Annotated in this window: 12 protein-coding genes; all 12 read left to right on the forward strand. The window is 43.4% G+C overall.

Annotated features, from left to right (window positions below):
• The first annotated feature begins 16 nt into the window (after positions 1–16).
• The 12 genes from rfbB (at position 17) to L1F30_RS08405 (ending at position 14,623) form a co-directional block, all read left to right on the forward strand.
• A complete protein-coding gene (rfbB, locus tag L1F30_RS08350) occupies positions 17–1,087 on the forward strand; it encodes a dTDP-glucose 4,6-dehydratase (protein WP_253361562.1) in 1,071 nt (356 codons plus the stop codon).
• The gene (rfbD, locus tag L1F30_RS08355; RefSeq protein WP_253361564.1) at positions 1,084–1,986 is read left to right on the forward strand and encodes a dTDP-4-dehydrorhamnose reductase; all 903 of its coding nucleotides are present in this window, start codon (positions 1,084–1,086) and stop codon (positions 1,984–1,986) included. Before rfbB ends, rfbD begins: the two co-directional genes overlap by 4 nt.
• A 12-nt stretch (positions 1,987–1,998) precedes the next feature.
• Positions 1,999–2,880 (forward strand): glucose-1-phosphate thymidylyltransferase RfbA, encoded by an 882-nt coding sequence (gene rfbA / locus L1F30_RS08360; protein ID WP_253361566.1) that lies wholly within the window; start codon positions 1,999–2,001, stop codon positions 2,878–2,880.
• Entirely contained in the window at positions 2,880–3,428 is a 549-nt protein-coding gene (rfbC, locus tag L1F30_RS08365; protein WP_253361568.1) for a dTDP-4-dehydrorhamnose 3,5-epimerase, read from the forward strand. Before rfbA ends, rfbC begins: the two co-directional genes overlap by 1 nt.
• 28 nt (positions 3,429–3,456) lie before the next feature.
• Entirely contained in the window at positions 3,457–4,245 is a 789-nt protein-coding gene (locus L1F30_RS08370; protein ID WP_253361570.1) for an ABC transporter permease, read from the forward strand.
• The gene (locus L1F30_RS08375; RefSeq protein WP_253361572.1) at positions 4,245–4,979 is read left to right on the forward strand and encodes an ABC transporter ATP-binding protein; all 735 of its coding nucleotides are present in this window, start codon (positions 4,245–4,247) and stop codon (positions 4,977–4,979) included. Before L1F30_RS08370 ends, L1F30_RS08375 begins: the two co-directional genes overlap by 1 nt.
• Before the next feature lie 27 nt (positions 4,980–5,006).
• Complete coding sequence (locus L1F30_RS08380; protein WP_253361574.1) at positions 5,007–5,747, forward strand: hypothetical protein; 741 nt, start codon at positions 5,007–5,009, stop codon at positions 5,745–5,747.
• A gap of 40 nt (positions 5,748–5,787) precedes the next feature.
• The gene (locus L1F30_RS08385) at positions 5,788–6,921 is read left to right on the forward strand and encodes an NAD-dependent epimerase/dehydratase family protein (RefSeq protein WP_253361576.1); all 1,134 of its coding nucleotides are present in this window, start codon (positions 5,788–5,790) and stop codon (positions 6,919–6,921) included.
• Between the two features lie 6 nt (positions 6,922–6,927).
• Entirely contained in the window at positions 6,928–7,656 is a 729-nt protein-coding gene (locus L1F30_RS08390) for a hypothetical protein (protein ID WP_253361578.1), read from the forward strand.
• Positions 7,657–7,663: 7 nt separating this feature from the next.
• Positions 7,664–8,758 carry a GSCFA domain-containing protein gene (locus L1F30_RS08395; protein WP_253361580.1) on the forward strand — a complete coding sequence of 365 codons (1,095 nt, stop codon included), beginning with the start codon at positions 7,664–7,666 and terminating at the stop codon, positions 8,756–8,758.
• Between the two features lie 262 nt (positions 8,759–9,020).
• Positions 9,021–13,124, forward strand: coding sequence for a hypothetical protein (locus tag L1F30_RS08400; RefSeq protein ID WP_253361582.1), 4,104 nt, complete (start codon positions 9,021–9,023; stop codon positions 13,122–13,124).
• The gene (locus tag L1F30_RS08405; protein ID WP_253361584.1) at positions 13,121–14,623 is read left to right on the forward strand and encodes a hypothetical protein; all 1,503 of its coding nucleotides are present in this window, start codon (positions 13,121–13,123) and stop codon (positions 14,621–14,623) included. The genes L1F30_RS08400 and L1F30_RS08405 overlap by 4 nt, the downstream gene beginning before the upstream one ends.
• The last annotated feature ends 8 nt before the right edge of the window (positions 14,624–14,631 follow it).

Genomic DNA, 14,631 nt, shown 5'->3' on the forward strand with positions numbered 1-14,631 from the left:
CTTTTAGGATTGCAAAATGAAAATACTCGTTACGGGTGGGGCTGGCTTTATAGGTTCGGCTGTGGTTCGCCACATTATAAACAATACCGGAGATAGTGTTGTAAATGTAGATAAACTGACCTATGCCGGGAATTTGGAGTCGTTGCTATCTGTATCCGACAGCGAGCGTTACTTTTTTGAACGAGTGGATATTTGTGACGCGGAAGAGTTATATAGAGTGTTTACTGATCATAAGCCTGATGCGGTAATGCACTTAGCTGCAGAAAGTCATGTTGATCGCTCTATAGATGGCCCTGCAGAATTTATACAGACGAATATCGTTGGCACATTCAATATGTTGAATGTTGCAAAAAAATACTGGCGGTCATTGTCGGAACAAAAGCAAAGCTATTTTAGATTCCACCATGTATCTACTGATGAGGTTTACGGCGATCTTGGCGGGCCTGAAGATTTTTTCAGGGAGGATACACCGTATGATCCGAGCTCACCTTATTCAGCATCTAAGGCTGCATCTGATCATTTGGTTAGAGCATGGCGTAGGACTTATGGCTTGCCTACCATTGTTACTAATTGCTCCAATAACTATGGGCCGTACCATTTTCCAGAGAAGCTTATCCCGCTCGTTATAATGAATGCGCTCGCCCAAAAACCATTGCCGGTATACGGTAAAGGTGATCAAGTGCGTGATTGGCTGTATGTAGAGGACCACGCCAGAGCTTTGTATAAGGTGCTAAAACAAGGGCTTGTCGGCGAGACCTACAATATCGGCGGTCATAACGAACGGCAGAATATACAGGTTGTGCATGAAATTTGTCGGATTTTGGATGAGGTCAGACCTCTGGATCGCAAGTCTGATATTAAATCTTATAGTGAGCTTGTGACATTTGTTAAGGATCGGCCCGGTCATGATATTCGTTACGCGATTGATGCATCTAAAATCGAGAGTGAGTTAGAATGGTTGCCTGAAGAGACCTTTGAAACTGGTATTCGCAAAACTGTTTTATGGTATCTAGAGAATCAAATGTGGGCGCAGAACGTTATTGATGGTTCATACCGCGAGTGGATCGAAAGGCAGTACGAAGCATGAAAATATTACTACTCGGATGTAATGGGCAGGTGGGCTGGGAGTTGCAGCGATCATTAGCACCGCTTGGCGAAATCATTGCCTGGGGCAGAGAAGAGCTAAATTTCTCCGATCTTACATCAGTCAATGAAAAGCTAGCTAGTTTGACTCCTGATTTAATCGTCAATGCTGCAGCCTACACTGCAGTAGACCAAGCGGAGACCGATATAGAGCTGGCGCGTTTGGTCAACTCAGATGCTGTAAGGTTGCTCGCCGATAGAGCGCTGGAGCTTGGGATTTGGTTGATACATTATTCAACAGATTATGTGTTTGATGGTCAAAAAAAATCCGCTTATGAAGAAAGTGATATAACTTCGCCCCAAAGCATTTATGGGAAAACAAAGCGTGCTGGAGAGGTGGCTATTCAATCTAGTGGGTGTAAACATCTAATTTTTCGTACTAGTTGGGTGTACGCACGCCGTGGGGGAAATTTTGCTAAAACTATGTTAAAGCTGGCGTCAGAGCGAGATTCATTAAAGGTTGTTTCGGATCAGGTTGGTGCGCCTACGTCTGCCGAGCTGATCGCTGATGTTACTGCTTTGTGTATAGTAAAAATTTTTCAAGATCAAAATGCAGCCACGTCGCTTTCTGGCGTATATCATCTTGCTGCGAAAGGTGAGGTAAGCTGGTATCAGTATGCGCAGTTTGTATTAGAAAAGGCCGAAGAGTGCACTGTCGCGCTTAAAGTGAATTCTGCCGAGGTCCAGGCTATTGCAACTGCGGATTATCCAGTTCCTGCCAAGAGGCCAGCTAATTCGAAGCTGAGCACCCAAAAATTATCTGAGGCTTTTCGTTTAGATATGCCAGACTGGCAGCACCACATGCAGCGTTTTTTGTCAGAACACCTATCTCACTACAAGTAAAAGGTTATTCAAATGGAACGAAAAGGAATTATCCTAGCGGGAGGGTCGGGCACTCGGCTGCATCCCGCAACACTAGCTATTTCGAAGCAATTGCTGCCGGTGTTCGATAAGCCTATGATCTACTATCCATTAAGTACGTTAATGCTTGCTGGTATTAGAGATATATTAATTATTTCTACGCCTCATGACACGCCACGTTTCGAACAGCTTCTTGGTACAGGGGAGAAGTGGGGGATTAATCTTTCATATGCAGTACAAGCCTCTCCTGATGGTTTAGCTCAAGCATTTATAATCGGTGAAAGCTTCCTCGGAAATAGCTCCTCTGTATTGGTGTTGGGGGACAACATATATCACGGACACCATTTCGACAGTCTTTTGGCTAATGCGTCTCAAAAGAAAAGAGGGGCTAGTGTGTTCGCTTATCACGTACATGATCCAGAGAGATATGGGGTGGTAGAGTTCGACGCAAATGGTAAAGCCATCACTTTGGAAGAGAAACCAGAAACACCAAAGTCAAGTTATGCCGTAACCGGATTGTATTTTTATGATAATCAGGTTGTTGATATTGCAAAAAGTGTTCAGCCCTCCCCTCGGGGCGAGCTAGAAATTACGGATATTAACAGGGCATACCTTGAACAGGGGGAGCTTTCCGTAGAGATAATGGGAAGAGGTTACGCATGGTTGGATACAGGTACTCACGAATCGCTTCTTGAAGCCAGTCATTTTATAGCAACCCTGGAGCACAGGCAGGGTTTAAAAGTTGCATGCCCCGAAGAAATTGCATTTAGAATGGGTTGGATATCAAATGAACAGCTGGAAAAGCTAGCTGCGCCACTATTGAAAAATAGCTATGGCAAATATTTGCAAAGACTTTTGATTGAAAAGGTTTACTAATGAAAATTTCTGGATTTGAAAACCCCGACCTTTTGCTGGTTGAGCCTGAGGTTTTTGGTGATGAACGAGGTTTTTTTTACGAAAGTTTCAATAAAGAAAAATTTGACGCTGCGGTGGGCCGCCCTGTGGAATTTGTTCAGGATAATCACTCGAAGTCCGCAAAGGGGGTGCTGCGTGGATTGCACTATCAATTGCCGCCTCACGCACAAGGAAAGCTGGTAAGGGTTGTCAAAGGTGCGGTTTTCGATGTGGCAGTTGATATCAGGCGTTCTTCTCCTTTCTTTGGAAAGTGGCAGGGCGTAGTTCTTTCTGCTGAAAACAAGAAGCAATTTTGGATTCCGGAAGGATTTGCCCATGGTTTTCTTACGTTGACTGATGATGTTGAATTTCTATACAAAACAACCAGCTACTATGCGCCAGAATCAGACAGAAATATTCTCTGGAACGATAGTAATTTAGGTATCGAATGGGGATTAGAAGTTGATCCAGTGCTGTCATCTAAAGATCAATTCGCAAGCCCTTTTTTGAAGGCGGATTGTTTTGGCTGACAAGTCAGGCCTTAAAAGGAGTCTTCGGTTGATTGAAATATTTAGAATTGCGCTAAACGATATCGGTGATGGGCTTCGTCGCAAAGATGTCTGGGTTGAGTTGGCTAAAGAAGATATTGGTGATCAACACAAAAAAACGTTGTTAGGACCACTCTGGCTTTTGGTCAACTACCTCCTATTTGCATGCACATTTATTTACGTGTTTAAGATGGGAGGTGATATTGAAGGTTATACAGTGCATGTTGCAGTCGGTCTGTTGATTTGGTTGTATATGTCTGAAGTTATCTCGCAAGGTGTAGTATTGTTCGGTAAAGAGCAAAGCTTTATTAAAGGAACTCGATTGCCTCTTACTGTTTACGTTCTTCGCTTGACGACGCAATCAGTTATTCGTGCAGTGTATGCTTTTGTTGGTTGTATTGCGTTGTTATTTGTTGGTGGTTTTGCATTTACAGAAACCTGGTACATATCCATTTTGGGTTTAATTTTGATCATAGTCTCCACACCAGCGGTAGTGTATTTTTTTGCTTTTGTGGGCGCCTTCTTCCCTGATGTACAGTTTTTGGTTTCAAATATTATGCGGATTGGGATGTTTCTGACACCTGTTTTCTGGGTCTATGATAATGCAGGTGGTATAAGATATTTGCTATATAGTTGGAATCCATTCACGTATTATATTGAGCTTGTAAGGGCTCCCTTAATGTCGGCAAGCCCAGACTGGCTTGTGTTGACAAAGTGTATTGGGATGTCAGTAGTGTTTTGGCTTGTTGCGTTTTTACTTTTGGGTACTCTTAAAAAACGAGTTGCGTTTGTAATCTAATGGTTCAGATAGTCTGTGAAAATGCATCTATTGCATATAAAGTTCAAGCTAAAGGAACGAGCATCCTGAGCAGAACGAACAAAACTTCAGCGGATCCTAGACTCATAATGACAGGGAGCTCAGGAGAAGTTCGAGCTTTAGATGGTGTAACGTTCACCCTAAAAGAGGGTGATCGCTTAGGTCTTGTTGGTGGCAACGGTGCAGGTAAAACAACTTTACTTAAACTAATTTATGGCGTGCTGACACCTTCTGCTGGCCGTGTTTCTGTACGGGGATCTGTCGATGCGCTATTTAACATTAATTTAGGCTTCCGCCCCTGTTCCACCGGGCGGCGCAATATATTGCTTCGCGGCTTGATTAACGGTTGGTCAAAAGCTGATATTGAACGCCGAATGGATGAGATTATCGCTTTTAGTGAGCTTGATGAATTTATTGATCTGCCATTCAATACTTATAGTCAAGGCATGGCGGCGAGACTTGCATTTTCCGTTGCCACTGCTTTAGATCCAGAAATACTTTTAATGGACGAATGGTTAGGGGCGGGCGATCCATCTTTTCAGGAAAAGGCAGCCAAAAGAATGGAGGAGATAACCGCGCGTGCAGGGATAATTGTTTTGGCAAGTCATAATGGAAATCTGATACGGAGGACTTGCAACAAGATTCTGGAGCTGAAGAGGGGGCATGCTTTGCCTATTTGTACTATCGACGAATGGAATCAGAGAAGTAGCAGTTAAGCAATACTATTTTTAAATGAGGTGATAATGAGAAAAGTTTTTGTGGGTTACACTTCCTATCAGGATGTGGTCTACCAAGTTGCGAAACATTCAATAGAACGCCAATCCAAGGATGTTGTTTGCTATCCCATTATTCAACAATCTCTCAGAGATCTAGGGGTATACACAAGAGCTGCAGACAAAATGGGGGCCACAGAGTTTTCTATTACAAGGTTTCTCACTCCCTATCTTGCCGGTTATCGCGGTTGGGTTTTGTTTTGTGATAACGATGTGTTGGCACTGACAGATGTAAACGAGCTGTTCGACTTGGCTGACGATAAATATGCTGTGATGTGCGTAAAGCACAATCACGTTCCTACTGATAAATATAAGCTGGATGGGCAGATACAAACTATCTATCCCAGAAAAAACTGGTCTTCAGTGGTTTTGTGGAACTGTAATCATCCAAAAAACAAACTCATAACACCAGAATTGGTCAATGAGGTTTCACCGCGTTTTTTGCATCGCTTTATGTGGCTAGAAGATAGCGAAATTGGTGAAATCCCCCTCAGCTGGAATTGGTTAGTAGATTGGTACAAAGAGCCACAGGATGGAAAGCCGAAATTTTTACACTTCACCGATGGCGGCCCGTATTTTCGAAATTACCAAGAAGTGGACTATCACGAATTGTGGCGAAATGAGTACGCGCATTATGCGGGTAGGGATTTCACTTTGGATGATATTATCGACAATGTGGTGTTTGATAAGAAGAGTATCAATGCCGATTAAAAGGTTTGATTTTGTTTGCATTGCTTTAATGGAGTAATTTATGAAAACAATCCTAGTAACCGGTGGTGCTGGTTTTATCGGATCTCATCTTGTGCCCATGTTGTTAGGCTTAGGTTATAAGGTTAGGGTATTGGATTCGCTCTCCCCTCAAATTCATGGCCATGTGCCTAGCGGTTTAGCCTGGCTTGATTCTGGCAAGGTCGAATTTATTCGTGGGAGCGTAACTGATCGCACTTTGGTAGAGAAAGCTTTAGAAGAAGTACAGGCGATCATTCATCTTGCCGCTGAGACTGGAACGGGCCAGTCCATGTACGATATTGCTAATTACACTCAAGTCAATGTGCAGGGCACCGCGGTGCTTATGGATGTGCTGGCCAATACGAAAAATCATGCGGTAAAAAAAATAGTGCTGGCTTCAAGCCGGTCCATCTACGGCGAAGGTGCTTTTGCGTGCCAAAGCTGCAGTCCCGATAAAAGAGTGTACCCTGAGTCTAGAGCGCTTGAGCAACTTCAGCAGCATCAATGGGAGTACAGCTGCGATTCTTGTGGTGCTGAATTGCAGGCGATTGCCACCAAAGAAAGTGACCCGTCAAAACCAGCATCTATTTATGCGTCTTCAAAATTTACTCAAGAAGAATTGATTCGTATTGCCTGTACATCATTGGGCATAGGCTACACGATTCTGCGCTTGCAGAATGTATATGGGGAAGGGCAGTCGCTTAAAAATCCCTATACCGGCATTCTTTCTATTTTTTCAACAAAAATTCGGCTCGGTCTAGAGTTACCGATTTTTGAGGATGGATTGGAGTCGAGAGATTTTGTGCACGTGGATGACGTCGCTAAGGCATTTTCAGCGGCAGTCGAGCTAGACGGAAACGATGTTATTAACGTAGGCTCCGGAGTAAAAACCAGTGTTTTAGAGGTTGCACAAGGATTAAACCAAGCCTTTAAAGGCCAGTCACCGCTTAAAGTGACTAAACAATTTAGACTAGGGGATATTCGGCATAATTTTGCTGATATTCAAAGACTGGGAGAGTGCTTGCATCTAAAAAAGCTAATATCACTTGAAGAAGGTCTGGCTAGATTCTCCCAGTGGGTTCTAACTCAACCAACCCCCAATGATCTATTAGATGCCGCCAATAAAGAATTGCGTGATAGAAAACTAATGGGTTGACCAAAAATGACTAGCTCCACTCCGAAAATAGTAGTTTTAGGCGACAGCCATACAAGAGCATTGCGTAAAGCGATAGAAGGTAACGATAGTAATATTGAAGTAAGATGGTTAAGAAAGGAAAATAGTGCGCAGAGTCAGGGTGACACTTCGCTTGATGAAGCCAATGATGTAATAGATTCACTGTCAAACGACGATTTTCTTTTTCTATCTTTTGCCGGTACACAGCATAATATCTACGGGCTTCTTAAGCACGAGACGGCCTTTGAGGTCGTCCACAACGATGATTTTTCGGGAGGGCTGGCATCTCATACAGAAGTTATCCCACAAGCCGTATTAATTGATTTTTTTCTCGAAAAAACGTTAAAGAATAAGACTGTATCTCAGTTCGTTGATCGCGCGAATTGCAATGTATTTCATCTCTCAACCCCTCCACCGAAAGGCGATAACGACTTTATAATGAGAAAAATCTCAAAGTACCGCGATCAGCTGGTGTCAGAAGTCGGATTGAATTCCGCTAAGCTAAGATTGCAGCTTTGGGAGCTCGAGATGATAGCGCTACAGAAGGCGTGTAAGAGCTGGAAGATAAAATTTCTACCGGCGCCGGCAAATGGTCTTGATGCTAATGGGTTCCTTTCAGTTGATTGTTATGCCGACGATGCAACACACGCAAATGTAGTTTACGCTAAGCTTGTACTAGAGCAGCTGCGTGCAATGTCAAACAAAATGCCCCAATAGGTATTATATGTCTAGTCATCCATACAAGAAGTTTCCTGACACATCTTTTTGGCGGCGCTCAGTATCTGGTGTACCCGTAAGCGAAGTTGACCCAGTTGGAGGTAGCTTCAAGTTAAAACTTGATGTCTCCGAGAAGATTGCTACAGCTGGAAGTTGTTTTGCGCAGCATATTGCAAGGCATTTACGTAAATCTGGCTATAATTATTTTGTAGCTGAGACTGGTCATCCGCTGCTCTCAGAATCAGTGAAGAACGCCAACAATTATGGTCTTTATTCTGCGCGCTATGGCAACATCTATACAGCTCGCCAATTATTGCAATTATTTAGTCGTGCTTTTGGCAAGTTTACTCCTTTAGAGGGTGCTTGGAAGGATGCTGATGGTGCATATGTCGACCCTTTTCGCCCCACAACTCAGCCAGGTGGGTATGCGAGCGAGCTAGAGCTCGAGTTCGACAGAAAGCAACACCTGCTTTTGACGCGTAAGATGTTCGAAGAATTGGATGTCTTTGTATTTACTCTAGGCCTCACCGAATGTTGGCGCTCTAAGGAGGACGGAGCTGTTTTTCCGCTTTGCCCCGGAGTAGAAGGAGGCGAGTTCTGCGAAGGAAAATATGAATTCTATAATCAATCTATCTCCGATGTAGTTAGCGATATGACTGCGTTTGTGGAAAGTTTGTTTGAAATTAACAGTAAGGCAAAGATCATTCTTACCGTATCCCCTGTGCCATTGATGGCTACTGCAGAGCCTGACGAACATGTGCTATCGGCTACTAGTTACTCCAAGTCTGTTTTGAGAGTCGCGGCCAATGAATTAGCGAAAAGCCATGAAAAGATTCACTACTTTCCTTCATACGAAATTATTACCGGAGCATTTAATAGGGGAGAGTATTTTGCCGAGGATTTAAGGAGCGTCAGAGAAGAAGGCGTTTCTCATGTAATGAAAGTTTTTATGAATCACGCTTCGAATTCATCAATCGACTCAGCGAGCTTAGCCCAACTTAATAAGCCTGCGGAAAGAAATACAGTAGAGAACGCCTCATCGAAGCTTGCTCAGGAAATTGTACAAGTCGAATGCGACGAAAGCGCTTTGGATAAACCCTAAAGGGTCTAAGTAGCCTTTTTGATGGTCTGTCGATTGGGGTTGGTTAAACTACCCGTTTACTTGTCTAGTTCTCAAGAATAGATAAAGCTTATTCCAGAGTTGGAGTGGCGAGAATTTGGCTGAGCTTAAAGATGATGGTTTATGTGTCGTGTTTGCCTTGAGAAACGTACATTTTGAATGTTCAGATACATTTTTCCCAATATAAACTCTAGTTGTATTTGCTTATCTATGAAAGTTAGAAACAGATCTAAGGTGCACTTTGATGTCTGAAAAAACAGCATTGGTCATTGTCGGAATGCATCGTTCAGGCACTTCCTGCTTAAGTGGAATTCTGGCCATATTGGGTGCGCTGCCACCAGCCCATTTGATACCTGCCAATGAAGCCAATAAAAAAGGGTATTGGGAATCTTTCGAGATCAATCGATTTAACGATAGCGTGCTGGCTGATCTTGGTCAGAGTTGGAGAGATATCTACCCAATCGAATTAAAGCGTTTGGATTCAACAAAGCTGTCGGCTTATGTAGGTCAGGCAGAAAAAATAATAGAACAGGAATTTGATGGCCGTACGCTGCCATTGATAAAAGATCCCAGAATTTCGCTCGTGCAGCCTATATGGCATAGCGCTTTGGATATGGCTGGGTACAAACCCAAGTATGTTTTTACGGTAAGAAACCCCGATGAAATAGCCAGCTCACTCGTAAAGCGGAATGGCATGGGCTACTTCCATAGCTTAATGTTGACAATACGCTACTGGCTTGATGTTGAGTACTACACGCGAGATCAGCCCAGAGTTTTTGTGCATTTTGACCTACTCCTCGATGACTGGAAGGAGCAGGCTTCAAGAATCTGCAATACTCTCGACTTTGATTGGCCAAATTCCGTTGAGACTGTGATAGAAGACGTTGAAGCCTACCTCGAAGGAGATCTTCGACATTTTTCTACGAAATCCGGATATGGGAATGAGATATATAGCGTTTATAAACAGGCGCAAGAGCTGCATGAGCTGTTTGTCAGGTGGAGCAAGTTTGGAGAGGACAAAGAGTCATATGCTTATTTAGATGAATTGAAAGAAAGCTTTAACGCTGCAACCAAGCATATTGGTTTCGGTTTTATAAAAGATCAGGACCGAATGCGGCTAGAAACGAAATCCATGAAGAAAGATATTTCAGTGTTTACAAAACAGAAAGATGAGGCTGCTCAAAAGTTAGAGGCTTTTGAGGTTGAGCTAAGGGATATCAAGAACTCAAGTTCCAGGTTGGTCACCGAGCATCAAATGGAGGTCGAGCAATATCGGAATAAGGTATTTGCACTTGAAAATACATCTGACAATCAAAGACAAACTATCAACCTACTTCAAAGTCAGGCAAAAACCCTTGAAGATCAGATCGTGCTACTAAACAATCAGGCTGCAGTGGAGTCAGCACGATACAGTGACGCCTTAAAAGAAAATGGCGAATTACAAAGAGAGTTGCGAGAAGAGATCAAGAGGTGTGCTCAGCTTGAAGCTCGTGACTCAGTTATCACGAAGCGAATTGAAGAGCTAGAAAATTCTTTTTCTAAGATTCTGCCTAAGATAGAACAGTCTTTTGTAAAATCAGATTCGCAAGCCCATTTACAGGGCGAAGAAATAAAGCGTTTGCGGGAAGAGATTAGAAATATTGTCCAGCTTGATGCTCGTGACTCAGTTTTCTTGAAACGAATTGAAGAGCTGGAAAATTCCTTTGCAAATATTCAGTCTGAAAAAAAGCAATCCATCATAAAAGAAGATTTGCAAGACCAGTTGCAAGTCGAAGAAATAAAGCGTTTGAAACGAGAGCTAAAATCGCAAAAAACGAAATACGCTGATCTTGTTAAAAGACACAAAGAAGTGTGTGAAAGGTTTTCCCGTAGCAAGCAGAGCATCATTCGGTTAAAAGAAGATGTCAAATCTAAGCGCAGTATAGTTGAAGTAGAACCCACTGGCACAATCCGACAAGCACTATACCATAGCCTGTTAAAAGTGAATGTTATTAGCCGTGCCCGAAATAAAATTCGGAATGGTAAGATTGTCAAAGTCATTAAGGATTCCGGAGTATTTGACAGTGGCTGGTATCTGAATTGTTACCCTGATGTTGAACATGCAGGCGTAGACCCTGTTTCACATTATGTAAGATTTGGCGCCTCAGAGGGCAGAAATCCCTCTCAGAATTTTGATAGCCATCTTTACTTATTAGCCAATCCAGATGTTGCAAAGGCCAATATTAACCCTCTATACCACTACATAATGTATGGGCAGTCAGAGGGGCGTCCGTTATTGCCTTCGGGCGCACGTAATCGAGATGCATTGGCTATAGCGGATTTGGCACACACGGTATCTAAAACGTCACAGCCGGTTCGTAAGTTTAACAGCGAACAGCCTTTGCCCCCTGTTGTACCCGACTTTGCTACTTTTTCCGCTGAAGCGATGTCGTCTGTGGTGGATAAAGCGTTGGCAAAGAAAATGATCTGCGATAATTCCCGCGCCAAAGCAATGGAGCGATCCTCGTTATCAACTGACTACATACAGCAATTGGTCCACGTTTTTGCTCGGCTCTCTGGCGTTTCGGGATCGAATGTCGAAAAGACGCTCAGAGATGCACAAGTTTTTGGCGTCACCTCTACAACTAGCGTTAAACCGACTAATAGTGGGTTAGTGGCTCAGCGCGAAAGCGATGGTGTGCTGAAAATACAAGATTTATTTATTAGCAGTCAACGAAAGCTAAAAGTACGCGTTGCAACTGGTGGAAATTTCGCGTCGCAGCAGGTTACTTTTTACCTTATTCAGGTAAGTGATGACTCAACCGGAACGAAAGAATGTCGTTCTATCGTTGAAAAATCCAACCTGGAAAATTCTCTCCATCAGGTTGAGATGAGACTTATTAATCCGTTCCTACCGGTACTACTTTTGGCAGCCAATAGTGACGGCGATGTGATTGAGAGTGCTCAGCTTTTATTTCCTTCGCTGGCGCGGGGTGGTGCTCATTACGCCGAGCTACTGTCATTCCAAAGAAATACGGGTATTGAAAGCTATACGGCGGCTGTTACAGAGTACTCCACCAGACTTGCTGAATCAGCGTTTATTCAGGCTAATGAAGGCGAAACACAGTTCAAACTCATAATCACGGGAGAAAGCCTTACTGGTCGAGAGAGAATATTTTCATCTGACGTATTAAACTGGTTTTCAGCAAATAGTAATATCCAACTGAGCTTTTTCAACAATCCCTCCCCACACCTCTTATACCTGGAAGACAAGCTATCCAAATTTAAATGTCAAAGTGTCGGTAGCGATGAAGCTAGTTCAGCCTTGATGATTGCTGGCGATTCCATACCCACACTGGGTGCTGTATACGGTCTCACAGCAGCAGCCATTGGGAAATCCTCTGCAATTGTAGGGGGGCAACTGATTGTTGACCGCGTGGCAAATAGATCAATTTATGAGGTAATACCCAGGACGACAGCTGAGATTTCAGTTGATCTCATTGGCTCTTCAGTCGGGCTTCCCCTGTTTTTCCGAGCGCAGAATGTGCGAGAGATGGGGCAAGTCACAAGCTGTATTTATACCCCGCAGGCGTTATCCATTAAGTTTTGCGAAGTAGGTCGCTCTGCGGAATCAACACTGATTTACTCAACCTGCCCACCAGCTAAGCCAGGACAAGTAGCAGCGAATCGAGACGCATCATACTGGCCTAGCATAAGTGTCATTTTAAGCGATTCATTAAAAGATATTGAGAGCTTGGTGGCATCGATTTGCCTACAGCAACATGTGAACATAAGCTCGATATATCTTAAGTCCGATTCAAAGAAGCATCGAGATTCTTTGGTTGACCTAATCCCTAATGATATATCATTAAAATATTATGATGAAGACAGCCAGCTGATTGATTTGATTCTCAACGAGAAGCCAGGCTTTGTCGCCAGCGTCAATGCTAAGGTTTTGCACGACCCGCGAACATTTTCACAACTTGCAAAATCTGCGGGTGCTGAAAACGTCGCATCAGTCACGTGTGGATTCGTATACGAAGATAGTGCGTTGGGCATGCAAGCCGTAAAAAGCAATATTTGTGCAGACGGTTATGAGCAGCCTTACAAATTGGAGTTGGGAATCGCTAGTTTATTGCCATCGGCTTTGTTGCCAATAGAATCAAATAAGCATGCTGTTAGAGTTTCTTGCTTCAGTCAGTGGAAAAAGTTAGTTTTGACGGAAGATATTATCGCTGAACAAGCCACTCCTAATTTTGTTCATCTTATTGACACCAGCCTCACTGCAACCATCGATCCCTCATTATCCGAATCGATGAACTTTTTCGATGCTGAAGTTGGTACTAAAATCGTAAGGTACACGGTATGAGATTGTTAGTGCTAGTTTCATCTGAGGATGCTTTTCGTCAAGCAGGCGTGAGGATCAGGTACCAACGGATAGCAGAAAGCCTTAAGGCCGAGGATGGGTCTCTTACGCTTATGGCTATAACGGGCTTAGATGACGCCCAGAAAATTCTCAGTCAGTACGATAGCGTTCTTATTAGTAAATGCTACACAGTAAGGGGGTTGCTCGCGGCAAAGGTTGCAAGCCAACTTGGACTACAGGTTGGAATTGATATGTTTGATGACTATTTCAGTCAGACCGATGATCCGAGGTTTTCCCGGCTTCGCTACTGGTTGGCTAAAATTCAAGAATATTGTACCTTTGTATTGTGCTCGACCGGGGCAATCAGGTCTGTTTCTGAAAGCATATTGCCCAAGCTACCTCATCATGTAATGAATGATCCTTTTGATCAGCTCAATCCTACGCTAGTGGAAGAAAGGGTCTCGAAAAAAGCGATGCTTATTTCGGCAACGAAGAACATTCAGGTCGCTTGGTTTGGCATAGGAGACAATCCAAACTTTTCCGTTGGATTGGTCGATCTCGTAGGATTTTCAGGTGACTTTTCTGTACTTAGAGACGCAGGTTATTCAGTTCAACTCAAAATACTAACTAATGAACGAGCGTTGACATCGGACAACCTTTCGCTTTTGGCTTCTCTGGATGTTGACTATTCGATAGACCTTTGGAGTGAAGAGAAAGAAGCAAAATTGCTGGAAGACAGTTTTCTTGCATATCTTCCCGTAAACGCGCAGCCTTTTAGTCGCGTAAAATCCCTCAATAGATGTGTCACGGCCTTGTGCAGTGGCATACAAGTCCTGTCCAATGGCTATCCGCTCTATAAGGACTTAGGTCGCTTTATCTATAGCGATGTCGATCAGCTGGTGTCAGATTTAGACGTTTGCAGTTTTAAAGTGAATGCCAGCACGGTATCCGACTTGAAGGTGACTCTGGAAATGCTCGCAAACCCTGAAGCAGAATCCCGAGGATTATTTCAGTTCTTGAATACCTTATCGCCACGAGTGATTGATCAGAACGAAAATAAAATCAGATGCGCAGTCGTTCATGGCAGGGAGAGCTCCGGTGACGCACATAAGTTTGCTAGAAAGAATCAGGCGCTGTCAGTTTCTTCCCCCTATTGTCGATTGAATTTGAATTATGACGTTTTGGTCCGGTGGAGCGAAGATTCCCACAACATTGAAATACTCGTTTCAGAGAAGACTGCATCGCTGCTCGGTTACGTCAATATAGACTCTACATCAAAAACAAAGTTTGTGGACACCAATTATTTTAGAGCAATATCTGATGTTGTTCCGACTGCTGTTGAAAAGCAGTCTATCGCGCTATCCAGGAATGGCGGCAAAGTTGGCTATTGCCTGTCGTGTTCAAATGTATTGGGGCTTATTAGCCGCTCACTTTCGACGCTTTACCCAAACCTCGACGTCATCCTTTCGGAAAATTCCAAGCTGCCATGGTTGCTGTCATAAAAAGTTGA

Source organism: Simiduia sp. 21SJ11W-1, from assembly GCF_024138675.1.
Taxonomy (GTDB): domain Bacteria; phylum Pseudomonadota; class Gammaproteobacteria; order Pseudomonadales; family Cellvibrionaceae; genus Simiduia.